The sequence below is a fragment of the Simiduia agarivorans SA1 = DSM 21679 genome (assembly GCF_000305785.2).
GTDB classification, from domain to species: Bacteria; Pseudomonadota; Gammaproteobacteria; order Pseudomonadales; family Cellvibrionaceae; genus Simiduia; species Simiduia agarivorans.
Genome location: NC_018868.3, coordinates 1,005,991 through 1,028,588 on the forward strand (window position 1 = coordinate 1,005,991; position 22,598 = coordinate 1,028,588).

General features: G+C 56.5%; 20 protein-coding genes. 16 read left to right on the forward strand and 4 right to left on the reverse strand.

The genetic code is table 11. The features are described 5' to 3' along the window. Positions 1 to 57: 57 nt before the first annotated feature. Positions 58 to 921, reverse strand: a complete 864-nt coding sequence (gene purU / locus M5M_RS04540; protein WP_015046292.1) for a formyltetrahydrofolate deformylase — start codon at positions 919 to 921, stop codon at positions 58 to 60. Between the two features lie 162 nt (positions 922 to 1,083). Between purU and M5M_RS04545 the strand changes: the two genes are divergently transcribed. Beyond that, positions 1,084 to 1,854 carry a gamma-glutamyl-gamma-aminobutyrate hydrolase family protein gene (locus M5M_RS04545; protein WP_015046293.1) on the forward strand — a complete coding sequence of 257 codons (771 nt, stop codon included), beginning with the start codon at positions 1,084 to 1,086 and terminating at the stop codon, positions 1,852 to 1,854. Here the strand turns inward: M5M_RS04545 and M5M_RS04550 are convergent. After that, a complete protein-coding gene (locus tag M5M_RS04550) occupies positions 1,851 to 2,390 on the reverse strand; it encodes a DUF924 family protein (RefSeq protein ID WP_015046294.1) in 540 nt (179 codons plus the stop codon). The two genes, M5M_RS04545 and M5M_RS04550, sit on opposite strands and share 4 nt — an antisense overlap. Positions 2,391 to 2,541: 151 nt before the next feature. On the opposite strand from M5M_RS04550, the gene M5M_RS04555 reads away from it, so the two are divergent. The 15 genes from M5M_RS04555 to M5M_RS04625 all read left to right on the forward strand — a co-directional run bounded on the left by M5M_RS04555 (position 2,542) and on the right by M5M_RS04625 (position 20,396). Further along, a complete protein-coding gene (locus M5M_RS04555) occupies positions 2,542 to 3,804 on the forward strand; it encodes an MFS transporter (protein ID WP_015046295.1) in 1,263 nt (420 codons plus the stop codon). Between the two features lie 400 nt (positions 3,805 to 4,204). Next, complete coding sequence (locus M5M_RS04560; protein WP_015046296.1) at positions 4,205 to 5,491, forward strand: hypothetical protein; 1,287 nt, start codon at positions 4,205 to 4,207, stop codon at positions 5,489 to 5,491. Further along, positions 5,488 to 6,687 (forward strand): hypothetical protein, encoded by a 1,200-nt coding sequence (locus M5M_RS20305; RefSeq protein ID WP_015046297.1) that lies wholly within the window; start codon positions 5,488 to 5,490, stop codon positions 6,685 to 6,687. Before M5M_RS04560 ends, M5M_RS20305 begins: the two co-directional genes overlap by 4 nt. Continuing rightward, a complete protein-coding gene (locus tag M5M_RS04570; RefSeq protein WP_015046298.1) occupies positions 6,688 to 7,851 on the forward strand; it encodes a hypothetical protein in 1,164 nt (387 codons plus the stop codon). It abuts the gene before it with no gap. Between the two features lie 83 nt (positions 7,852 to 7,934). After that, complete coding sequence (locus M5M_RS04575) at positions 7,935 to 9,389, forward strand: tetratricopeptide repeat protein (RefSeq protein ID WP_015046299.1); 1,455 nt, start codon at positions 7,935 to 7,937, stop codon at positions 9,387 to 9,389. A gap of 19 nt (positions 9,390 to 9,408) precedes the next feature. Beyond that, positions 9,409 to 11,514 carry a PEGA domain-containing protein gene (locus tag M5M_RS04580; RefSeq protein WP_015046300.1) on the forward strand — a complete coding sequence of 702 codons (2,106 nt, stop codon included), beginning with the start codon at positions 9,409 to 9,411 and terminating at the stop codon, positions 11,512 to 11,514. A gap of 5 nt (positions 11,515 to 11,519) precedes the next feature. Continuing rightward, a complete protein-coding gene (locus tag M5M_RS04585; protein WP_015046301.1) occupies positions 11,520 to 11,717 on the forward strand; it encodes a hypothetical protein in 198 nt (65 codons plus the stop codon). Positions 11,718 to 11,734: 17 nt separating this feature from the next. Further along, positions 11,735 to 12,532, forward strand: a complete 798-nt coding sequence (locus M5M_RS04590) for a MotA/TolQ/ExbB proton channel family protein (protein ID WP_015046302.1) — start codon at positions 11,735 to 11,737, stop codon at positions 12,530 to 12,532. Beyond that, complete coding sequence (locus M5M_RS04595; RefSeq protein WP_015046303.1) at positions 12,532 to 13,785, forward strand: hypothetical protein; 1,254 nt, start codon at positions 12,532 to 12,534, stop codon at positions 13,783 to 13,785. Before M5M_RS04590 ends, M5M_RS04595 begins: the two co-directional genes overlap by 1 nt. Further along, positions 13,775 to 14,857: a vWA domain-containing protein gene (locus tag M5M_RS04600; protein WP_015046304.1), complete on the forward strand. Its 1,083-nt coding sequence runs from the start codon at positions 13,775 to 13,777 to the stop codon at positions 14,855 to 14,857. The genes M5M_RS04595 and M5M_RS04600 overlap by 11 nt, the downstream gene beginning before the upstream one ends. After that, positions 14,854 to 15,864, forward strand: a complete 1,011-nt coding sequence (locus M5M_RS04605) for a VWA domain-containing protein (protein ID WP_015046305.1) — start codon at positions 14,854 to 14,856, stop codon at positions 15,862 to 15,864. The genes M5M_RS04600 and M5M_RS04605 overlap by 4 nt, the downstream gene beginning before the upstream one ends. Positions 15,865 to 15,891: 27 nt before the next feature. Further along, a complete protein-coding gene (locus tag M5M_RS04610) occupies positions 15,892 to 16,560 on the forward strand; it encodes a hypothetical protein (protein ID WP_015046306.1) in 669 nt (222 codons plus the stop codon). After that, positions 16,557 to 17,204 carry a hypothetical protein gene (locus M5M_RS04615; protein WP_015046307.1) on the forward strand — a complete coding sequence of 216 codons (648 nt, stop codon included), beginning with the start codon at positions 16,557 to 16,559 and terminating at the stop codon, positions 17,202 to 17,204. Before M5M_RS04610 ends, M5M_RS04615 begins: the two co-directional genes overlap by 4 nt. 12 nt (positions 17,205 to 17,216) lie before the next feature. Then, positions 17,217 to 18,656, forward strand: coding sequence for a M48 family metalloprotease (locus tag M5M_RS04620; protein ID WP_015046308.1), 1,440 nt, complete (start codon positions 17,217 to 17,219; stop codon positions 18,654 to 18,656). A 108-nt stretch (positions 18,657 to 18,764) separates the two neighbouring features. Beyond that, positions 18,765 to 20,396 carry a 3-(methylthio)propionyl-CoA ligase gene (locus M5M_RS04625; protein WP_016389219.1) on the forward strand — a complete coding sequence of 544 codons (1,632 nt, stop codon included), beginning with the start codon at positions 18,765 to 18,767 and terminating at the stop codon, positions 20,394 to 20,396. 74 nt (positions 20,397 to 20,470) lie between these two features. Here M5M_RS04625 and M5M_RS04630 read toward each other — a convergent pair whose 3' ends face one another. Both M5M_RS04630 and M5M_RS04635 read right to left on the reverse strand, forming a co-directional pair. Next, the gene (locus M5M_RS04630) at positions 20,471 to 20,905 is read right to left on the reverse strand and encodes a hypothetical protein (protein WP_144062391.1); all 435 of its coding nucleotides are present in this window, start codon (positions 20,903 to 20,905) and stop codon (positions 20,471 to 20,473) included. Positions 20,906 to 21,039: 134 nt separating this feature from the next. Further along, positions 21,040 to 22,401, reverse strand: coding sequence for a DUF4397 domain-containing protein (locus M5M_RS04635; protein WP_015046311.1), 1,362 nt, complete (start codon positions 22,399 to 22,401; stop codon positions 21,040 to 21,042). Positions 22,402 to 22,598: the final 197 nt, after the last annotated feature.

Sequence of the window (22,598 nt, forward strand, 5' to 3'; positions counted from 1 at the left end):
GCAGGGAAAACCGCACACCCCTGCGGAGTCAGGGGTAATGCATCGAAGAATCTGTGGTCAGCGGGAGAAAACCACCGTTTTGTGGCCATTCAGCAACACCCTGTGCTCGGCGTGCCAGCGCAACGCCCGGTTCAGCACAATGGATTCGATATCCCGACCGATGGCGGTGAGCTCCTCAGGGGTATTCACATGCGACACCCGCTCCACGGCCTGCTCGATGATGGGCCCCTCATCCAGATCGGCGGTGACATAGTGGGCGGTGGCGCCGATGAGCTTTACCCCGCGTTCATAGGCCTGATGATAGGGCCTGGCTCCCTTGAAACCGGGCAGGAATGAATGGTGGATGTTGATCGCCCGCCCCGACAGCGCCCGGCACATGGCATCGGACAGGATTTGCATGTAACGGGCCAGCACCAGGCATTCAGCCCCGCCCGCCTCCATCAGCGCCAGCATCTGCTGTTCCTGCTGAAGTTTGGTGTCGGCACTGATCGGCAGATGATGAAACGGCAATTGGTACCACTCCACCAGGTTCCGGAGACTGTCGTGATTGGACACCACACCGACAATATCCACCGCCAGGCTGCCCTGCTTCCAGGCATTGAGCAGGTTATGCAGGCAATGGTCCCATTGGCTTACCGCCACCAATACCTTGAGGCGGGCATCGGCATCCACCAGTTCCCATTCCATCGCGTAACGGCGGGCCACCGGCAGGAAGGCCGCCTTGATTTCATCGAGCGACAGCTGCTGGGTCGTGGCATCCAATACCGTGCGCATGAAAAATCGCCGCTGCTCTACGTCCTCAAACTGCTGCGACTCGCGGATATTAAAACCCTGGGCCGCAAACAGCGCTGCCACGTTTGCCACAATGCCGGGCTGGTCTTCACAACTGAACTTTAAAATGATTTCCCTGACGGCCGACATGGCTCCCCCAACACAATAAAAACCGGATTCTGCACTCGTTGCGCACAAATCATCCAAATAAGCGGCAATACTACCACAAAGCTGTCGTCCGCCCTCGCTGGGTTATGCACACTTTCAACCAAAGCGATTACACTCAGAGGGAGTTAACGCAGAGGATTTTTCATGCGCCGTCCCGTTATTGCCATCACCGCTGAAACCCTGGACAAAACCAAGGGAGCAGATACCACCCGCTATTACCAGGTCATGGCCAAATATGTGGCCCCGGTGGCCGAGATTATGGGCGCCCTGCCGCTGATTGTGCCGCCGTTGGCGGACAAGCTGGACCGGGAGACCCTGCTCGCCAGCGTGGATGGCATCCTGCTCACCGGTGGAGTGTCCAATATCGAGCCACATCACTACCAGGGGGGTGCCAGTTACGCCGGTTGCCCGCACGACCCGGCGCGCGATGCCACCGTGCTCCCTATGATCAAAGACATTGTCCAGCGCGGCATTCCGTTGTTCGGCATTTGCCGTGGTTTTCAGGAAATGAACGTGGCCTACGGTGGCGACCTGTTCCAGCAACTGCACGTGGAAGCGGATTTCGCCCTGCACAATACGACCGTGGATTTTGATGCGCCTGCCGACGGTCTCTATGCCGATGTGCACGACCTCAACCTGGCACAGGGCGGCCTGTTGGCACGCATCGCCAACGGCCCCGTGCAAAAAGTGAACAGCATCCACGGCCAGGGTATCAAAACCCTGGGTGCAGGACTGCAAGTTGAAGGCACTGCACCCGACGGGCTCATCGAGGCCTTCAGCGTGACCGACGCCAAACAATTCGCGCTGGCAGTGCAATGGCACCCCGAGTGGAAGCCGGCCAACAACCCCCTGTACATGGCCATGTGGCAAGCGTTTAAAACTGCTGCAGAGACCTACGCGGCCAACCGGGGTTAAAACCGGCTGCCAGGCGTCTGTAAAAAGGCTAACTCCTCGGCCGTGGACACCCGCCCCAGCGCTTCGTTGCGGTGGGGGTAACGGCCGAATCGCTCGATAATATCCCGGTGCCGGCGCTCAAAGGCGGCCGGGTCTTCGCCCTCCAAAGCACTGAACAATTGCAGCGCCCGGTCGTGCAAGGCAAGTGATTCGCTGTGCATAAACGGCATGTATAAGAAATGTTTCTGTGCGTTGTTTAACTGCTGATCCCAACCCGCATCCACCGCGACACTCGCCAATGCCAGAGCGCGCGCATCCCCGGCAAATGCTTCAGCACTGTCGCGATAGATATTGCGGCTGAACTGATCCAATACAATTACCAGCGCCAGCGTACCCCATGCATCCACCGCCCAATGGTCCAGCTCGCCTGTGCGTGCAGCCAACAACCATTGGCCAAATCGACGGCGGATCTGCTGGTCAAATGCGGGCACTTTTTTCCACCATTGGGCGGGTTGGATTTCATCAAACCAGAAATCCAGTATTACCTCCGGGCTCATTGCACTCTCCTGTAACATTCGACTGTTCAATCCGGACTGCTCACATCGGCCTCGCCTGAGCCTGAACACGAATCATACCGATAAAAGGTAGGCAGTTTCGGCAAGGGCCGCTAGACTGCACCCGATACCCTGTCCCGACCCGGAGTCTTCCTTGCGTAAAAAGCTCACCAGCATCTGGCCATTATTTTTCGGCATGCTTCTCATCGGCTTGTGTGTGGGCGCACAAGGAACGTTAATCAGCCTGCGCGCCGCGTTGGAGGGTTTTCCCAATACACTCACTGGGCTGATCATGTCAGCTTACTACCTCGGCTTCCTGCTGGGTGCACACCGTGGTCAGAAGGTGATCAAGCGGGTAGGTCACGTGCGAACCTTTGGCGCACTGACTGCGCTTTCTTCATTGTGCGTGCTGCTGCACTCACTTTATATCAATCCGTGGGCGTGGTTTGCCACGCGCTTTTTAACCGGCTTTGCCATGTGTGGCATTTACCTGGTAGCCGAATCCTGGCTGAATCAGGCCGCCGACGACTCAAATCGCGGAAAGATCATGTCTCTGTACATGATTACCCTGCTCGGTGGCATACTTGGCGGCCAATTCCTGCTCAACCTCGCCGATCCACGCAGTTTTGAATTATTCAGCCTGATATCCATTCTGATGAGCGCGGCCGCAATCCCTATTCTGGCCACCGCCACCCCCACGCCGGTCGTTACCCCTACGCCGAGTATCAGCCCGCTCAAGTTATTTCAGTGGGCTCCGTTTGGATTAATGGGGGTGTTCCTGATTCAGATGTGCAGCGCCATGGTGTTCGGCATGGCACCGGTGTACGCCAATATGGTCGGGCTTGGCACCCATCAGGTGGCCTGGTTGATGGCCGCCATTGTCGCCGGTGCCCTTGTGTTGCAATGGCCCCTGGGTATGCTGGCCGATCGTTTTAACCGCCGCCTGGTCGCCACCACGCTGACCGCAATTGCCGGCGCCCTTGCGCTGACCGCCAGCCTGTTGCCTACCGAGAACTTTATTTTGTTACTGGTGAGTGTGGGGATTTTTGGTGGCTTCGCGTTACCCCTCTACGCCGTATTCAGTGCATTGGTGAACGACTATATGAGACCGGAAAAAATTGTCGCGGCGTCGAGCACAATCTTACTGGTGGGCGGCGTTGGTGCATCAGTTGGACCGTTAGTGGTTGCTCCGTTTTTGGACGCCGTAGGGCCTCGGGGATTTTTCTGGAGTTGCGCGATCAGCCTGTTCACCATCAGCCTTTACGGCCTCTACCGCATGGCACGTTTCCCTTATTCAGCACGTCAGGATGTGCATGGCATGAGCGCGCAATCCGTCGGAACTGTGGGCACAGGTCTGGTACCACCGGCCGCGGTAAAAACAGAGACCAAAGCCGATATCAATCGAGACGACTTCTAATTTTTTTGAATAGTCAGCATCAGCCTTATAGGCCGTTGGGATAAAAAGCCTGAAACCACGTAGTTCTCGCGGCTTGTGGTGTGCGCCGGCACACAATTGAGTCACTGCACCCAATCCGCCTTTCTGGCTATTAGCTATACTCCTTTGTAGTCAGAATTTTTATCTGGCACTTGAACCCCCCTTGCGTCCGCGTTAGGCTGACCAGATAGTCATATTCAGTCACCGCAAGGCAGTGTCGGTGCCAGTCGCCAGCCCCGCCCCCGAGGCACATCTGCTGGCAGGGATCATGTGTTCCACAGCACACTGTGGCCAGCTCTGAAGGAATTCCGCCCCGACCAGGGAGGATGAGCCGGGAAGGTAGGAATGGATCTGTTTGGCACAATCTGACACGAGCGGCGTAATGGTGAAAACACGTTTACTTTGTATCTGCGTCTTTCTGTTCAGCCCGTTACTCACTGCCGAAGAGCAGCTGGAGCAACCCGCTACAGATTATCTCATTTCTCCCGATGAACGGGGCGAAGACAATCTTAAACGCATCGGTAAAAACCAATCACACGACACCCGCGTAACTCCCAGACAATACCTGTCGGCCATTGAAGAAATCGAAGCCGATTACGGCGCCTACGACCTTCAGCTTTCCCAGCATTTGTCCGGTTTGGGCACTCAGTACCAGGCAATTGGTGAACACCAGGAAGCGATCGAAGTGTTCAAGCGCGCCATGCACATCCAGCGCGTCAATCTCGGACTGTACGACATGGGGCAAATTCCCATTCTCGAAAACATCATCGAAAGCCAGATTGCACTGGGCGAATGGGAAGATGCGAACGAGCGATACCAATACCTTTATTGGCTTCATCGCCGGAACTACGGCAATGATGATCCCCGGATGTTGCCCATTATCAACAAGCTCAGCGATTGGCATCTGCAAGCCTACGCGCTCAATGTCAGTGGCGGATTGTTTCACCACCTGCTCGCCGCACACAATCTGTACCAGATTGCTGTGGATCTGGTGGGCACAACCTACGGGGCCAATGATTTACGCATGATCGATCCGTTGCGGGGCCTCACCGCATCCAACTATTTCCTTGCCACCTATCAACAGGAAAACCAGAACAAACTCGCTGTTCAAAACGGCTCCATGCCCGCCTCCGAAGATGAACGCGCGCGCTTGCAGGCCTACATCAGCCGCAGCTTTGACAATGGCCGCTCTGCCATCAATCGCATGGTGCATGTCTACAGCAACAATCCCGAAGCCAGCCCCGCCGATGAAATCCGGGCGCAGGTTGCACTGGCGGATTGGTACCTGTTATTTGGCAAATGGCACTCGGCCATGGATCTCTACCGGGATGCCTACCAGCGCGCCATAACAGTCGATAAAGACGCCAGCCTGGAGGCCGAACTGTTCGGGCGACCGGTTGCATTACCCGATATGCCCCTGATCGATCTGGACCAAAACAACACGATCAACACCAACCACTATGTTCTGGCACAATTCAACGTCAATGCTTACGGTAGGGTCACAAACATTGATATTCTTGAGACTTCACCGGCGGATGACTCGCGCATGAAATCACGGGTGAGGCGCACGCTGAAAGCCGCCAAATTCCGTCCGAGATTCCAGAACGGTGAAGCGGTAACCACCAAGGACATTACCCATCGGTATTTATTTTCGGACAAATCATCATGAAACCGATAAAACTGAATGACGGAATGATCATCGGCGCATTAGTTACCTTGCTGTCGCTGGCAGGCTGCAAGCAGGAGAGCCAAAGCCAGCAGGAACCACAACCGCCAATACCGCCCAGCCCAAGCAGCTCCAGCGCCAGCACCCCCAGTCAGTCGTCTTCATCCAGTTCGTCTCAGTCGCAGTCGCAGTCGCAGTCGCAGTCGCAGTCGCAGTCGCAGTCGCAGTCGCAGGGACAACAAAGCGCACAAAACCCGTCTGGGCAACAGGGTTCACAGTCCTCGGGCCAGCAAAGCAGCCAGGCCGGACAACAATCCGGTGCCAGCGGCGAACAGTCGGGCAGTCAGGGAACCCCGGTATACAGCCAATCGAAATCGGGAAAGACCGGAAGTGCGGGTCAGACTGCAGATGCCCAACAAGCGCAAGCCAACCAGGGGAGTCAGGGCGAAGCCAGCAACGACCCGCAAAGCGCGAGTGCCAGTACCGGCCAACAAGGCGAGATTGATTTCTCTGAAGAAGAAGCCGCCGCGGCCGCCGCTGCGCAACAGGCAGCCAACGCCGGCCAGTCTGGCGGTGCACAATCAGCCATTGGTCAATCGGGCGCCAAACCGCCCTCCGGCCAGCAACAGTCAGCAGGCGTTGCCACCAGCCGTTCAGGCTCAAACGCCATGCCGGGGCGCGATACCGGTTATCCCACCAGCACCGCCTCATCCGCTGGCAATAACGGCTCCATGACAGAAAGCGCCGATGCGCGATTTGAGGCCAGTATTGCCGGCTATGACGGAATGATTTTGCGCGAACGGGACTACATCGCGAACCGGCGCAATGAGCGCGGCAGTGAAGACAAGGTGGCGCAGGTCGACGGCCCCATATTTGATGAAGGCGATCTCGCTGACACCGGAGGCCAGGGGCAACAAGGACAAGGTGGCCAGGGCCAGGCGCAGGGCCTGCCGGGTCAAGGAAACGGCCAGGGCAATGAACCCGTGGGTGCCGGCGAGGAGCGTCAGGGCGACTACAGCGGCAGCACCACGGTTGCCGCGGCCGCAGCGCCCGCCGATATTCCTTCCGGGGATGACGACGATGTGGTGGCACGCCAGATTCGCGAGGCAGCACTGCGGGAAAAGGACCCGGTTTTGCGCGAGAAACTGTGGGACGAGTATAGGAAGTACAAAAACCAAGCGGCAAAGGAGTCGTCTTAGATGATCAAGCACGGGCTATGGGTACTGTTACTTAGCGCCTTGGTTGCAGGCTGCAGCTCACACAAAGTGAAAACCACCAACCACGTGCCTATTGATCGGGTTACCGCAGAGATTCCCGAGCACCTGCTGTTGGATGTGGGGGTGCAATTATTTGACCCCGGCATTGATGACGCGGCCGACTCGGACGGATTGATCTTCCCCGAAGTACGCAAGGCCGAGTCCCGCTATATGGCGGTGGTTCTGGCAGAAACGCTGCAAGTCTCCGCCGCCTGGGGCGCGGTACGGGTGGTTCCGCCAGCCAGCTCCAGTAGCGATGTAACGGTCAAAGGCAAGATACTCCACTCCGATGGCGAAACCTTATCGCTCGCCATCAGCGTACACGACGTATCCGGCAATCACTGGTTTGATCGCATTTACCGGGAATCCGCCAGCCACTACGCCTACAACGATCGGTTAGTCAATGGCGCCGATCCGTTCCAGGGAATTTACAACCAGATTGCCAATGACCTGCTCGACCACAAGCAAACGCTGAAAGACAGTGATATCACTAACCTGCGCACCATTGCCGAGTTGCGCTTCGCCCGGGATTTTTCCCCCAGCGCGTTCAGTGAACACCTGTCACAAACCCAGGACGGTCAGTACGCCGTCATTCGCCTGCCGGCAGAAGATGATCCGATGCTGAACCGGGTGCGCAGAATACGCGAACGGGACTACCTGTTCGTGGACACCTTGCAGGATTATTACGGCACGTTTGTACGCGAGATGGACGGTCCCTATCAGACCTGGCGCGCGGAAAGCTATGACGCCGTAGTGACCCAACGGGAACTGGAAAGCGAAGCGACCATGCGCACCATCGCCGGCGTCGCGTCTATCATCGGGGGCATTGCCGCTGCGGGTAACAACAGCGGCGCGGGGCGCGCAGCTGGCCAGGTCGCCATTGCCGCCGGTGGCTACATGGTCAAAAGCGGCTTTGATAAACGCGAGGAAGCAAAAATGCACTCCGAGACCCTGATTGAGCTTGGGGACTCATTGGAAGCCGCAATAGAACCGCAGATTATTGAACTGGAGGATCGAACCATCACATTGTCCGGCACAGTGGAAAACCAATACGACCAGTGGCGCGCATTATTAAAAGAAATCTACAAAGCCGAAACCGGCTTATAATAAAACTACAGGACCCCGGTATTTTTAATACCGGCTTTTCAGGACCAGGTGTGGCGCGGCCAGACTAAGGACAACCAAACAACATGAACGACAACCAAGCCCTGCCTTGGTGGCAGCAATCGCGAGTCCAGTACGGCGCCATTGCCGGTCTGATCGCCTTATTGGTTTTTGTGGTTTTTATCCTGCCCTCACTGGTTGAACCGGTCGCACTCGATCAAACTGAAATCGAAGCCGGCATGCAGGCGCCCACGAGCGCGCCGCAGACGCCTGCCGACTCACCCTTTGCCGATGCTCAGTTAGCCCGCGAACGCAAGCAGGCCCAGGAAATCCTCAGCAAGGTAATCCAGCTGCAGGACCAACTGGAAGGCATGCGCGTACGCGACTGGGCCGGCACCGCCTACCAGGCTGCGCTCGACACTGCGGTCAGGGCCGACGAGTTCTATCGACAGCGAGAATTCGCAGTTGCACAGGAAAACTACCGCAGCGCCCTGACCCAACTGGAGCAATTACAGCAACGGTCCAGTAACATCCTCACCCAGCAGTTATCCTTGGGCGACGCCGCGCTGCAGAACAAACAGACCGACGAAGCCCGGACCGCATTTGAGCTGGCGCTGGCGATTGATCCGCAGAACAATGATGCCCAACAGGGATTGGCCAGCGCCGAAGTTCAAACCGAATTACTGGCCCTGCTGCGAAAAGGCCGGCAGGCCGAAAAAACCGACCACTGGGACGAAGCACTGAGTCACTACAAACAAGCTTACGCACTGGATCCCCGATCGCCGCTGGCCCAGGATGCGGTGACGGCGCTGACCGGAAAAATCCAGGACCGGGATTTCAATCAGGCCATGAGTGAGGGCTTCAAAGCCCTGGATGGCGGAAATTTTGAGACAGCCCGGAAAAGCTTCAAGCGCGCAGATAACATCCGTCCGGGAGACGATTCAGTCACCCTTGCACTGCAACAGGTCGCCAACCAAAGCACCCTCGCCTCCATCCAGCACCGGGTACAACAAGCCATGAAAGCCGAGCAGGAAGAGCGATGGATTGACGCCAATACACTCTACCGCGGCGTACTGGAAACAGACGCCACGGTGGTTGAAGCGCTGGTTGGCAAGCTCCGCACCGATGCCAGAGCGGATCTGGAGAAGCGAACGTTGAATCTCCTGGCACAACCACTGCAGCTCAACAAACCGGAAAAGCTGAATCAGGCCCAAGCAATTCTGCAAGAGCTCACGCAACTCGGCGATGCCGGCCCGAAACTCATTCAGCAGCGCCAGCAGGTCAACACTTTGCTCGAGCAGGTCACCCAGCCGCGTCAGGTTGTGTTCAGATCCGATAATCTGACCCAGGTGACGGTGTATCACGTGGGTAAACTCGGGGCCTTTGCCGAACAAACGCTGGCGCTCAAACCCGGCAACTACGTCGCCGTAGGTAGCCGGCAAGGTTTCCGCGATGTACGCGAGGAGTTCACCGTAGCCCTCGATGCCACCCAGGTGATTGTGGACGTACGCTGCAAAGAAAAAATCGCTCTGGGTGGATGAAGCTGGAAAAGGACACAGAATGAATTCACAGCACAATTCTGAACTGCCTGCATCGTCTGCGTCTGATGAAAGCCTGATTCAGCCCGTCGAATTTACCCCACACAACGCAGCCTCAGACCGGCGCCACTGGCGTCCCAGTCGCAAACAATGGCTCATTGGCATTCCGCTCGCCACCGGGTTGTGTTTGGTGCTGCTGTTAATGCTTTCGCGCTCGGTCAGCTTTATCACGCTGCCAGCGAACAGCGCTATCACCGTCGACAGTCCTGCCAGCATCAAACTGGCCGACACCTGGCTCCTGTTTCCGGGTCAATACCAGGTTAGCGCCCGGCATCCGGGCTACTATCCACTGGAAACCCAGATTGAGGTCACGCGCGATGCGGAGCAGCAATTTACGCTCGAGCTGAAAAAGCTGCCGGGCCGACTCGCCATCTCACTGAGTGATCCCAATATCATCGCCGATGTACTAATTGATGGCGACAAACGGGGCACCACCGCCGCTGAAATCGCCGACTTGCCCCCGGGCCAACACAGCCTCAGTCTGGTACACCCCCGCTATCTCACGCACGAACAAAATCTGGTGATTGAAGGTCTGGACCAACTGCAACACCTTGAACTTACCCTTCAGCCCGCATGGGCCGACGTCAGCATCTCCACAGAACCTCCCGGCGCAACTTTGTCTGTCGCCGACCAGGTGCTGGGACAGACACCGGGCACCTTCCAGATTCTGCAAGGCGAACAACAATTAAGCCTTGCACTGCCGGGACACAAACTGTGGCAGGATCTGTTCGAGTTTCAGGCCGGCGAAAAGCTGACCTTGCCTGCAATCAAGTTGGCTAAAGCCGACGGGGTAATCAACCTGAGCACGCGACCCAGTGGCGCAAGTGTCACTGTCAACGGCAGCTTCCTTGGGGAAACCCCCGTCGCCCTGTCACTGGCGCCCGGGCGCGATCACGTGATCAAAGTATTCAAAGACGGCTATCAGGATTTGCAAACCCGGCGCGCCATTGCATCCGGCGACCAACAAGACTTAATGCTCGCACTGCAGCCGGCGCTGGGTAAGATCAATATCAGCACCGACGTAAGCGATGCCGAATTGTATGTGGATGGCCGACTCATGGGGCGACCTAACCAGATACTCGAGCTCCCTGCCCGCCCCCACAAAATCGAAGTCAAAAAGAGCGGCTACCAGACCTTTGAAGCGGAAGTTACGCCTCGCCCTGCACTGGGACAAAAACTGAGCGTTAAATTGCGTACGCTGGATCAGGCCAAGTGGGACAAAATTCCGCAACAAATCACCACAGCAACGGGCCAGCATTTAACCCTGTTCAAGCCCAATGCCCGGTTCACCATGGGCAGTTCGCGCCGGGAACAGGGCCGCCGTTCCAATGAAAGCCTGCGCCAAGTGGCGTTAACCCGCCCGTTTTACGTGTCCCCTCTTTTGGTCACCAATGCCGATTTTGTCCAGTTCGAACGCTTCCACAGCTCCAGTCACGTAAACGGAAACAGTTTATTCGGCAATGAACAGCCGGTGGTGAATGTCACCTGGGACCAGGCGGCGCGGTTTTGCAACTGGCTCTCGGAAAAAGCCAAGCTGCCGCCGTTTTATCAGGAAACCGACGGCAACATTACCGGGTTTAATCCGGATGCCACCGGGTACCGGTTATTAACGGAAGCCGAATGGAGTTGGTTGGCGCGGGTGCAGGACAATGACGGTTTGCGCAAATACCCGTGGGGGAACCAGATGCCGCCACCCACCGGTGCCGGAAACTATGGCGACCGGAGCGCGGCCGCATTATTGGGGCTGATTATCCTCGACTATCAGGACGGTTACCCCGTGACATCGCCGGTGGGTAAATTCGCCCCCAACGATAAAGGCCTATACGACATGGGCGGCAACGCATCAGAATGGATCAACGATTTTTATGGCGTTGGCACTGGCCTTAATATGAAAACCGAGACAGACCCATTGGGCCCGGAAAAAGGTGATTATCACGTTATTCGGGGATCCAGCTGGGCCCACGGTGGCATCACCGAACTGCGCATGGCGTACCGCGACTATGGCGCAGAAAAACGCAACGACGTGGGCTTCAGAATCGCCCGTTTTGTCGAACCCCGAAAGGAATGAACCCCATGAAACACTGGTTATGGATCACACTGCTGACAACGGGCCTCGCCTCCTGGGTACTCGCGCAGGAGCCCGAGCAAACCACGCCAGAGCAACCTGCCGTGGAGAGCGAGCCCGTTAATACTGCGCCTGAAAATGCAGGCTATTTACCCAGCGAAGAAATATCAGACGATTTATCGGTTTCTTTTCCGGTCGACATTTAACGCCACAGGACAACTGCATGAAACGACAAACCGGCTCTGAATTCATCTTCCAGTTATTTGCGCTCCTGGTGTCTGTCATCCTGGTGCACGCTATTTATGTCTCCATGATCAGGCCCACAGCCAATGCCCTGCTGGAAGAACAAATGGCGCGCCAGGCCGCGGGTGAAAACTACGTGGTACAGCGTTCGATGTATGTGGTTTTACGGGACTATGAACAGGAAGCCTGTTTCATTCTCATGTTCTGGGCGCTCGCGATCATGGGTATGAAAACTGCCAACGGCATGAGTGAACGCCGTCTGCTGGAGCAAAAATTATTACCCATCGACAACAGCACCAGTGTGCTGCCAGAAGATACCCGGGGTCTGTCCCGCAGCCTGGAGCAGCTGCCCGCCGCAGAACAAAGCCGCCTGTTGCCGCGCGCCCTGAAAGCCGCGCTTCAGCGCTTTGGTTCAACCCACAAAATCAGTGATACCGCCAATGTGGTCAAGGAAGTGTGCGAAGCGGAATCCGACCGGCTCGACAGCGAACTGGCAATGGTGCGGTACATCGCCTGGGCGATTCCATCCATAGGCTTCATTGGCACGGTGCGTGGTATTGGCGAGGCCCTGGGGCAGGCCCATCGCGCGGTTGAAGGTGACATCGCGGGCGTTACCGTAAGTCTTGGCGTGGCTTTTAACTCAACCTTTGTGGCACTGGTCATCAGCATTGTCATCATGTTTTTCACCCACCAGCTACAGCTGTTGCAGGAACGTCTGGTGCTCGACACCCAATCCTATTGCGATGATTATTTGCTGAAACAATTAAAGGCAGACTGATGAATCCGGGCCTGCTGTACCTGAACGATTACCGCACCCAATTATTCGACGGCGACCAACAGCGCCTGTCGGAGCCGGCGTTGTTGTTCACGGGCGATAAGCAACTGCTGAGCGGTAGGGACGCACTTGCACGAGCCCGACTCGAGCCGGCAAAAGTCTCCAGCCTGCACTGGCAACAACTTAACCAGGCACCCCTGACACCCGCCCGCGACGGCTTTCGCCACCACGCCGACCTGGCCTATCAACAACTCACACTGTGGTTACAGCAAGCCCAACATTCAGGGCCGGTGGCAGTCGCGACCAGCCTGCCCTATGACACCAACCAACAGGCGCTATTGGCGGGACTGCTGAATGCCAATGGCACCCCCATGCAAGCATTGGCGCCGGTGGCGTTATTGCAGTCGGCAGGTTATTTACAACGCACGGGATTGCATCCGGACGCACCCTTCTTTCACCTTGAAATCTGTCAGCACAATGCCGTGCTCACAAAGCTGTCCTGTCGGGACGGGCAGCTGGTGGTCCTGCAACAAACGCCACTGCCAGACCAGGGCGCAACCCCCTTGTTAAACCAATGGCTGAATTGTCTGGCGCGCGAATGCGTGCGCCAAAGCCGGTATGACCCTTTGCACAGCGCCGACAGCGAGCAGCGCCTGTTCAACCAGTTGCTGCCCTCCATCAAGCAAATCCGCGCGGGCAATCTGGACCTCGACATCGACGGCAACAAAATAAAGTTGGACCCGGCCTGGTTGACGGCCATCGCCCGACCCCTGAACGATCGCATTGCAGGCCAGGTCAGCGAAGGCCCGCTGCTGCTGAGCCCGCTAGCCGCCAATATTCCGGATCTGCCGGGCACCTTGCTCTCGGACACTGACCTACCGCTGGGCTTTAGCTTACTCCAGCCCGCGCTCGCCGGTGCGCCCCTGAAGGCACATCAATCCATCAGTTTCCGCGCGCCTTCAACCGACGCCACACCCTTACCGGCCACTCACCTGCTGGCGGGCGATCAGGCGTTTGCACTGGAAGGCCAGCTTCATCTTGTGCGTCGCGACAGCCTTTGGTACCACAACACAAACGGCACCACACCCGACCTTTCATTGATCAGTAAGTCCGCGATCATTGAGCGCCTCAGCAATGGCTGGAAATCACTGCCGCTGCGTCAGAATGCATTCGTGCGGCCAGGTGACCGACTGATTCACCCCACGCTCGGCGAGCTGCGTTTTATCCGCCTGGAGGCCTCGCCAGATGGCTCGTAAGAAACGCGGCTTCTCCACTTTTTCGCTGTCCTTTCTGGACATTATGTCTTGTGGTTTTGGCGCCGTAGCCTTGATCTTTCTGATTATCAAGCACGACGTAGACAACCGCGCAGAAGTACAGACCGATTACCTCCATGCCGAGGTTTCACAACTCGAGGAAGAAATACGTATCGGTCAGGAAAACCTCGTAGCCCTACGCAATACTTTGTCAGCACTGGACCAGGAACACGTGCAAGCCCAGGGGCTTGCACGCCGGATACAGGAAGACATCAATATCGCCCAGGGCAAACTGGGGGAATTCTCTGCACGTGATATCGAAGAGGAAATCCAGCGGCTGAAGAAAGAGCGAGAGCGGCTGCAGGCGGAAATAGAAAAACTCAAGGCCGAAGACCAACAACGGGGCCAGGACGCGCTGCGCTACATGGGTGACGGCGATCGGCAATACCTCACCGGCCTGAAACTCGGGGGCACGCGGGTACTGATATTACTCGACAGCTCTGCCAGCATGCTGGATGAACAGCTCATCAACATCATTCGCATGCGCAATATGGACGACAAGGTGAAACTGAACGCTCCCAAGTGGCGGCGGGCGGTGTCCACCGTCAAATGGCTGGCAGCCCAACTGCCCCAGGAATCCTTTTATCAGGTGTACCATTTTAATACCGACGTAGCGCCGGCACTGAAAGACACGCAGGGTCAGTGGCTCAGGGTGTCCGATCAAAAGCAGCTGGAACTGGCCATGCTGAATCTCAACAAACTGGTGCCCGGCAACGGCACCAGTCTGGAAAAAACCTTCCACGCCATCAATGCGCTGAACCCCCGGCCCGACAATATCATTCTGATTACTGACGGCCTGCCCACCCAGGGCATGAATAAACCCAAACGCAATACCATTACCGGCCCGGAACGGGAAAAACTGTTCCAGAAGGCAATTACCCTGCTGCCCAAAGGCGTGCCGATTAACGTGATTCTGGCCCCTATGGAGGGTGATCCCATGGCCGCGGCGCATTTTTGGTATCTCTCGCAATTTACCCGCGGCTCGTTTATCAGCCCGTCCAGGGATTGGCCATGAGCAGACGTTCACGCAGACAAACAGACGAATTCAACGTGTCTTTTCTGGACGTCATCTGTTGTGGATTCGGGGCCATTGTATTGCTGTTGATGATCACCAAAACCGTGCCCACCGCAGTGCTCGAAGAATCCCAGACTGACCGCAGTGAACTCGTGGCCGATCTTCAGCGCCAGTTATTCACTATCCGGGGTGAGACCGAAATTCTCAATCGGGACCTGAACGCCAAACACGAACAACTGGACGAGGAAACCCAACGAATCGCTATTTTGCGCGGCAAGCTCGCCACACTGGAAGCACGCTATGCATCGCTCGCCCGCCAGGCCAGCAGTGAAGACAACGAGCTGGGTAAACTCGCGCGCGCAACCCAGTCGTTAACTGAGGAAATGCAACGCCTGCTGGGTGACCGTTTTGAACGCAAGAACAGCGTCATCGGCGGAATCCCGGTGGACAGCGAATACATTATTTTTATCATCGATACCTCCGGTTCAATGTTCAACTATGCCTGGCCCCGGATGATGGATGAACTGATCAACGTACTGGACATTTACCCCACGGTAAAAGGTATTCAGATCATGAACGATATGGGCGGATATATGTACACCAGTTATCGCGACGATTGGATACCCGATACCCCGTCGCGCCGCCAGACCATTATTTCGCGTCTGCGCACCTGGAACCCGTTCAGTAATTCCAGCCCGGTGGAGGGTATTCAGAAAGCCATACGTACTTTTTATGACCCGAATAAGCAAATCAGTATCTACGTGTTTGGCGATGAATTTACCGGCAATTCCATCACCCAGGTGGTGAATGTGGTTGACCGGCTCAACCATGCCCGCCAGGGTGAAACAGCCCGGGTACGCATTCACGCGGTTGGGTTTCCGGTGCAATTCGATCCACGGGCGTCCAGCCAGTTAACCGGCATCCGATTTGCTGCGCTCATGCGCGAGCTGACCTACCGCAATGGCGGCACCTTCGTCGGATTGAACGATTACCGGCGCTTGCGCTAAGGTTAAAGGTAAAGTGAGGAACCTATAATGACATTTACCGGCCTGCCCTCTGCCCTGTTTTATTTCGTGATAGGCGCGATAGTACTGACGGGTTGCGCAGGCAAGGTCACGGTGCAAGGTGAGTTTCCCACCCCACTGGTAGATCAGCACGATCTGCGCATTGGCGTGGTCAACAATCCCCGCTTTCAGACATTTCAATACGAAGAAAAGTCCAAAGACCGCCTGAAATGGACCATTGGTACCGGCGGCGCCCAGCAAAAGCTGCTGGATACCTTGCTCACCGCCATGTTCCGGGAAGTGACACCACTGGCGGATTTACCCGAAACCAATACACCGGCCGATGTGGACCTGGTCATACTGCCCAGAATCAGGGAATTCCAGTACGCAATGCCGCGCGAAACCAAAGTCAATATTTTTGAGGTCTGGATCAAGTACTCGATTCAGGTCTACACCAATGAGGGCGCGATGCTCGCCGACTGGGTGATGCCCGCATACGGCAAAACCCCCACGGCATTTCTGAAATCGGAAGATGACGCGTTAAACCAGGCGGTGATCATGGCCTTGCGCGATGCGGGCGCAAGTTTTATCACCGGTTTTGAGCGGGTGCCTGAGATCAGGGCCTGGCTCGACACACCGCGCCAGGCCAAAGCGCCGCTACCGGCCAACGACAATGCCCCACAGGAGTCAGCGGAATGAGATGGCTGTGTTTATTGTTGCCCCTGCTGACCATTGCCTGCACATCCGTTACGGTGGATGAATTCAAACGTGGCAATGCCAATCTGGATGCCTCCGACAGTGTGGTGATTCTTGGGCGTCGTCACTCCAGTGACTATGAAACGGAACCGGATCTCGTGCAGTGTATCGGCGAGGAAATTGCCTCCGGCGGATCGGGCATCCGGGTGATTCCCGAGTTGGAGTTCGTCAACCGGTTGTACCCCTGGTTTGAACCCAGAATTGCACCCATGTCGGTGCGTTCATTGAACCGTGTGGCCCAGCGGGACGACGTGGCGCGCGTTTTACGCGACTACGGTGTGCACTACATTATCTGGATTGACGGCCACACAGAAACCACAAACAGTGCGGGCTCCATTGGCTGCTCCGTTGGCCCCGGCGGGGCCGGTTGCTTTGGCTTCGGTACCTGGGATAAAGAGTCCGATTATGAAGCGACCATCTGGGATTTCGATACTGGTAAAGTGGTGGGCAAAATCAGCGCCGATGCCTCCGGCACGTCCTACATGCCCGCCATCGTAGTACCGATTCCGTTAATCGCACGGGTACAGGCAGGCGCCTGCGAAGGCCTGGGCACCCAGCTGCGCAAATTTTTAAAGCCCGATAGCTGAAGGATAAACGCTATGTTCACCCGAGCTACCCGCCCACTTGTGTTAATTGCCCTGCTAGCGGGCATCGCCGGATGTGCAATCAATCCCGCCACCGGCACCCCTGACTTTGTGTTCATGAGCGAAGAGGGAGAAATAGAAAAGGGCCAAGAGTTACACGAACAACTCATGGCCTCGATGCCGATCTATCAGGACCCGGCGCTGCAGGCGTACATTGAAAATATCGGTCAGGCGCTGGCAAAAGTCAGCGATCGCCCCAACCTGAACTACACCTTCACCATCATCGACAGTCCCGACATCAATGCCTTTGCAGCCCCCGGCGGATTTATTTATATCAATCGCGGACTGATCGGTTACCTGCAAAACGAAGCCCAGTTGGCGGCCGTATTGGCGCACGAAATCGCGCATGTCACCGCACGGCATACCGTCAGGCAGGATGCGGCACAGAAAGGTGCCGGCGCAGTGTCCATTGCCGCTGTCATCACCACCGGCAGTATGGTGGTGGGCGACACCGCTGACCTGGTCACCGGTGCAGCCGTGTCCGGTTACGGCCGGGACATGGAATTAGAGGCCGACAGTTTTGGTGCCAAATACCTCTATGCAGCCGGCTATGACCCCCAGGCCATGATCGATGTTATCGGCGTACTCAAAGACCAGGAGAAATACGCCCGCCGCAAAGCCCGTGAAGACGGCAAGAAACCCAAGAGCTATCACGGTGTGTTTTCCACCCACCCGCGCAACGATCAGCGCCTGCAGGAAGTCATTGCCACTGCAGGCACACTTCCGGATGATCAACAGGGTTCGCTCAATACCACCGAGTTCCGTCAACGCACCAACGGCATGGTGGTGGGCGTCAACTACGACATGAAAATTCCCGGGCAGGAAAATCGCTACATTCACAGCAAGCTGGGTTTCACCTTTGTCCACCCGGAGGGCTGGTCGGTAGAGAACCAACGCAACGCGCTGGTCGTGGCCCCGTCTGACAAACACACGGCGCTCACACTCGGGATCGCCGTGCTCAGGGTGCCCATGGAACCCAGCCAGTACCTGCGCGAACAGCTGAATGCAGGGCTGTTACACGAGTCGGAGCCGCTCCAACAGTTCGGCCTTGTGGGCCATACCGGCGTTGTTCCTGCTTCGGAAGGCAAGGCGCCACAGCGCGTCGCCGTCCTGTTTCAGGGTAACCGCGCCTATCATTTCGAGGGCGCGGTTACCGATAAACCCGACGATGAAGGCTTTAAGTCCATCATCACCAGCTTCCAACCCGCCATAGCGCCGCCTAAAGGCAGCTCCAAGCGCATTCGTTATGTGGTCGCCAATGCCAATACGAGCTATGAAGCGTTGGCCCAACACGGGCGTCTGGGGCCCGATGGTGCCGATCAACTCAGACTCCTCAACGGGGACTACCCCCGCGGCCAACCCAGCCCCGGCGAATGGGTGAAACTGGTGGAGTAATATTTAACATTTGATGCCAAAACCCGCGGTCTCACTTGTGAGCAATGAATCCTGCCAGTACTTTCTGGTCAAACCTATAACAAACAGAGCAAAAAGCGAGGACCCCCAATGCTAGGCCAGATGATGAATATGCCGCTCACCACCACATCGATTCTGCAGTTTGCCGAAAAGGTGTATGCCAGATCGGAAATCGTTAGCGTCACCGCAGATAACCCCCTGCACCGTTACACCTATGCGGACGCCTTCCAACGGGTGCGCAAGCTGGCCAACGCGCTGAAGAAACTGGGCTGTGAAGATGGCGACGTCATCGGAACGCTGGCCTGGAATGATTACCGCCATCTGGAACTCTATTACGCGATCTCCTGTTCCGGCATGGTGTGCCACACGGTGAACCCCCGCCTGTTTCCCGAGCAGTTGCAATACATCATCGATCACGCCGAAGACAAGTTCGTATTTATCGATGTTATGTTTGTGCCCTTGCTGGAAAAACTCGCGCCGGCTCTGCCGCGGGTGAAAGGCTATATCGTACTCACCGATGAAGCCCACATGCCCACCGCCAGCACGCTACCCAACCTGCACTGCTATGAGACCCTGATCGGTAAGGAAAGCACCGAATTCGAGTGGCCGACGCTGGATGAAAACCAGGCCAGTGCACTGTGCTACACGTCCGGCACCACCGGCAATCCCAAAGGTGTACTGTATTCCCATCGCACTACCATTTTGCATACCTACGCCACGGCCATGCCCGATGTGTTCGGCATTTCGGTCCGCGACGTGGTGCTGCCGATTGTGCCCATGTTTCACGTCAACGGTTGGGGCCTTGTCTACACCTGCCCGATGATTGGCGCAAAATTAGTCATGCCGGGGCCGAAAATGGGCGACGGCGAAACCCTCTGCCGGTTGATTAACGAAGAAAAAGTCACCACGTCCGCCGGAGTGCCGACAGTGTGGCTGGCACTGCTCAATTATCTGGATCAGAACAAGCTCAAGGTCCCCACCCTGAAGCGTGTCACCACCGGTGGCGCAGCTTGCCCACAACCGATCTTTGATAATTTCCGCGAGAAATACGGCGTGGAAGTGCACCACGCCTGGGGCATGACGGAAATGAGCCCCCTTGGCACCTACAACACGTTAAAGCCGCATATGTTGGAATGGAGCGAAGACGAAAAAACCAAAGTCAAACTGAACCAGGGCCGCCCGGCCTATGGCGTAGAGATTAAAATTGTCGATGACAATAACAATGAACTGCCTTGGGATGGCAAGTCTTCAGGCAGCGTAAAAGTACGCGGGCCCTGGATTATCCAGCGCTACTTCAAGGCAGAGGCGGATGCCACCGATGCCGATGGTTGGTTCGAAACCGGCGATGTGGCCAGCATGGATCCCGAAGGCTATATGACCATTACCGACCGGACCAAGGACGTGATCAAGTCTGGCGGCGAATGGATATCGTCCATAGAGCTCGAAAATACTGCGATGCTGCATCCGGCGGTCGCAGAGGCCGCGGTGATTGGCGTCAGCCACCCAAAATGGACCGAACGTCCGTTACTCGTGGTAGTACCAAAAGCCGGTAGTCAGCCCGACAAAGCCGAATTGCTGCAATTTTTTGAGGGCAAAGTGGCCAAATGGTGGATACCGGAAGCCTGCGAATTCGTGACGGAGCTCCCCCATACCGCCACCGGTAAAATCAGCAAAAAAGATTTGCGAACACAATTTACCGATTACCTCTGGCCAGACGCGTAATCCCGCTCGCGCCGCAAATTGCACCAAATAAAACCGCCCCGCACCATTGCGGGGCACTTTTTGCTAGGCGAAACTCATCTCAGGCCAAATTCAGCCACACCGCGCTCAGCCAGCTTTAACAGACCACTGCTATCCAGTTCCGCTAATTGGTTATAGGTCCGGTCACAAATCAACGCCACATGGTCGGCTTTTTCAGGCCGGGACACGGGCAATTGGGCCAAGCCGGTGCGATAGCTTTGCTTGGCACGCTCAATCATTTGCGTGGATTTCACCGGCAATACATCAGTGCGACGAGCGCCTGCAAGGCGCAGCGCATCGTACAAACCCGCCATGTTCTTTGCGCCCATCTTCTCGCACTGGTCTACGCGGTTTTCGAACTTGATCAGCATAAGATCTGCAGCCAATGACAGTGCCTCTTCTTCAGACAAGCCATTGGCGGCCATTACCGTTGGCGTCGCCAACACCAGCATCATTGCGCTGAGAACTGCACTGCATTTTATTAATCTCACACCCTTACCCCATAAATCATTACTTGGACACTGAAGTCAAAGCAATTACTGCGCCATAAAAAAAGCCGACGATCACGTCGGCTTTTTGTGTGTAACAACGCGCCCTTTTGGGGGAAAGGACACAGATGCTTGCGTTAGTTGGCCAGACCATCCAAACCGATAACGGACAATGGCGTGGTGAGCCCTGCCCCATCCCGGGCGATAGCGGTATAGATTTCTCCGGCTGTCAGGTTCACCGTTACCCGAATGGCCTCTGACGTGGGCTGGTCGGCTGGGGTAATGACCACATCATATTCGCCTTCCGCAAGGCTGACATAACCCGTCTCCGCCTTGAAAGGTACATCCTCAAACGCGGGGGTCGCTGCGGTGATGTCTGCCATGGGGGCAACCACGTATATGTCCACATCGCCCGCCAGGGTAGAACCGTGAATCAGACGCACCCGCGCTTCGGTGGCCACGCGACGCTCGTTGTCTTCCAACACTAAAGGTTCAATGGCGCTCAACTCACCCAGCGCGATAACCGTGTAGCTTGCGCCATTGGCTAGCGCTACCCCGTCTGCATCGATCACGGTAGTGGTGGTATTCGCCGCATTAACGGAGATATCGTAGCTCCCTGCCGCAAGGTTCACATAACCAACAACATCGGGAAACGCGAGATCTTCAATTGCGGGCGTCATGCTGTCGTTCAAAATAACGTCCACGGCCGGCGCATCGGCGGAATCGTGCACGACCCTGAGGTTAGCACCATCGTTCGCATCGTGAATAATGACCACATCGTCGCCATCCAGCACCGCTAACTTGATGGGCGCATCACCTGAACGGAAGGTCGGGATGGCACCGATCAGCAAATCCTTGCCCGCAGCCAAGGCCACAGTACCGGAGTCATACACGACGGTGCCGTCGGTCAACGCCACGCGGACCTGGTAATCAGCCGCCGGGACTTCGACAGGGCCTAATACTTCTTTGAACGAGAAGCGCCCCAGCGGGTCTGCAGCCGTAAGATCAGCGCCGGGCTCGGTAACAAAGACATCCACTTCGGGTGCCGCTGCAGCCAGGTGTGCCACGCGCACGCGCACTGCGGTGCTATCACTTAACTCGCCTTCGTCCGCAATGACCAGCGGCTCAATCTCAGCCACGCTGTTCACTGCAATGACGTCGTAACTCACCCCTTGCGCCAGATCCAGATCCACGGGGCCGATAACGGTCGCCGTGCCCGCTGGTAAAATACCGTCGACTGCCACGCTGTAGGTACCTGCATCAAGCGATAACACACCGGTCGACTGGGAAAAATCCAATCCGCCCGCCGCTTCGCTGCCGGCCACTATCAGATTTACAGCAGGGGCATCCGGAGATGCGTGAAAAACCCGGACTGCAGCTGGTTCGGCGGGTGCTTCCACCGGCACTTCTGTAATCTCATTATCGTCGTCATCATCGAAAGGACAGCCGGCCAGAACCAGCGGCAATGCTGCCAGTGCAACCACGTGTTTTATGTTCATTGTCTCGTTCCCTTGTTTGCGCCCGCAGGCATTGAAATGCACTGCCTCATACGCTCCGGATTTTTTACACAGACCATGAACCAGGATTGGATTTCACAATAGATCCAATAGCAGGCACTCGCGCGTACTAATCCGCTTAGATTAAAAAAGGAGCCGCAGCTCCTTTCGAATACCCTGTGCTCCCCTTAAGAACACAT

Coding starts and splice junctions, on each gene's coding strand:
- purU (WP_015046292.1), bottom strand. CDS start 921: ATGTCGGCCGTCAGGGAAATCATTTTAAAGTTCAGTTGTGAAGACCAG.
- M5M_RS04545 (WP_015046293.1), top strand. CDS start 1,084: ATGCGCCGTCCCGTTATTGCCATCACCGCTGAAACCCTGGACAAAACC.
- M5M_RS04550 (WP_015046294.1), bottom strand. CDS start 2,390: ATGAGCCCGGAGGTAATACTGGATTTCTGGTTTGATGAAATCCAACCC.
- M5M_RS04560 (WP_015046296.1), top strand. CDS start 4,205: ATGGTGAAAACACGTTTACTTTGTATCTGCGTCTTTCTGTTCAGCCCG.
- M5M_RS20305 (WP_015046297.1), top strand. CDS start 5,488: ATGAAACCGATAAAACTGAATGACGGAATGATCATCGGCGCATTAGTT.
- M5M_RS04570 (WP_015046298.1), top strand. CDS start 6,688: ATGATCAAGCACGGGCTATGGGTACTGTTACTTAGCGCCTTGGTTGCA.
- M5M_RS04575 (WP_015046299.1), top strand. CDS start 7,935: ATGAACGACAACCAAGCCCTGCCTTGGTGGCAGCAATCGCGAGTCCAG.
- M5M_RS04580 (WP_015046300.1), top strand. CDS start 9,409: ATGAATTCACAGCACAATTCTGAACTGCCTGCATCGTCTGCGTCTGAT.
- M5M_RS04585 (WP_015046301.1), top strand. CDS start 11,520: ATGAAACACTGGTTATGGATCACACTGCTGACAACGGGCCTCGCCTCC.
- M5M_RS04590 (WP_015046302.1), top strand. CDS start 11,735: ATGAAACGACAAACCGGCTCTGAATTCATCTTCCAGTTATTTGCGCTC.
- M5M_RS04595 (WP_015046303.1), top strand. CDS start 12,532: ATGAATCCGGGCCTGCTGTACCTGAACGATTACCGCACCCAATTATTC.
- M5M_RS04600 (WP_015046304.1), top strand. CDS start 13,775: ATGGCTCGTAAGAAACGCGGCTTCTCCACTTTTTCGCTGTCCTTTCTG.
- M5M_RS04605 (WP_015046305.1), top strand. CDS start 14,854: ATGAGCAGACGTTCACGCAGACAAACAGACGAATTCAACGTGTCTTTT.
- M5M_RS04610 (WP_015046306.1), top strand. CDS start 15,892: ATGACATTTACCGGCCTGCCCTCTGCCCTGTTTTATTTCGTGATAGGC.
- M5M_RS04615 (WP_015046307.1), top strand. CDS start 16,557: ATGAGATGGCTGTGTTTATTGTTGCCCCTGCTGACCATTGCCTGCACA.
- M5M_RS04620 (WP_015046308.1), top strand. CDS start 17,217: ATGTTCACCCGAGCTACCCGCCCACTTGTGTTAATTGCCCTGCTAGCG.
- M5M_RS04625 (WP_016389219.1), top strand. CDS start 18,765: ATGCTAGGCCAGATGATGAATATGCCGCTCACCACCACATCGATTCTG.
- M5M_RS04635 (WP_015046311.1), bottom strand. CDS start 22,401: ATGAACATAAAACACGTGGTTGCACTGGCAGCATTGCCGCTGGTTCTG.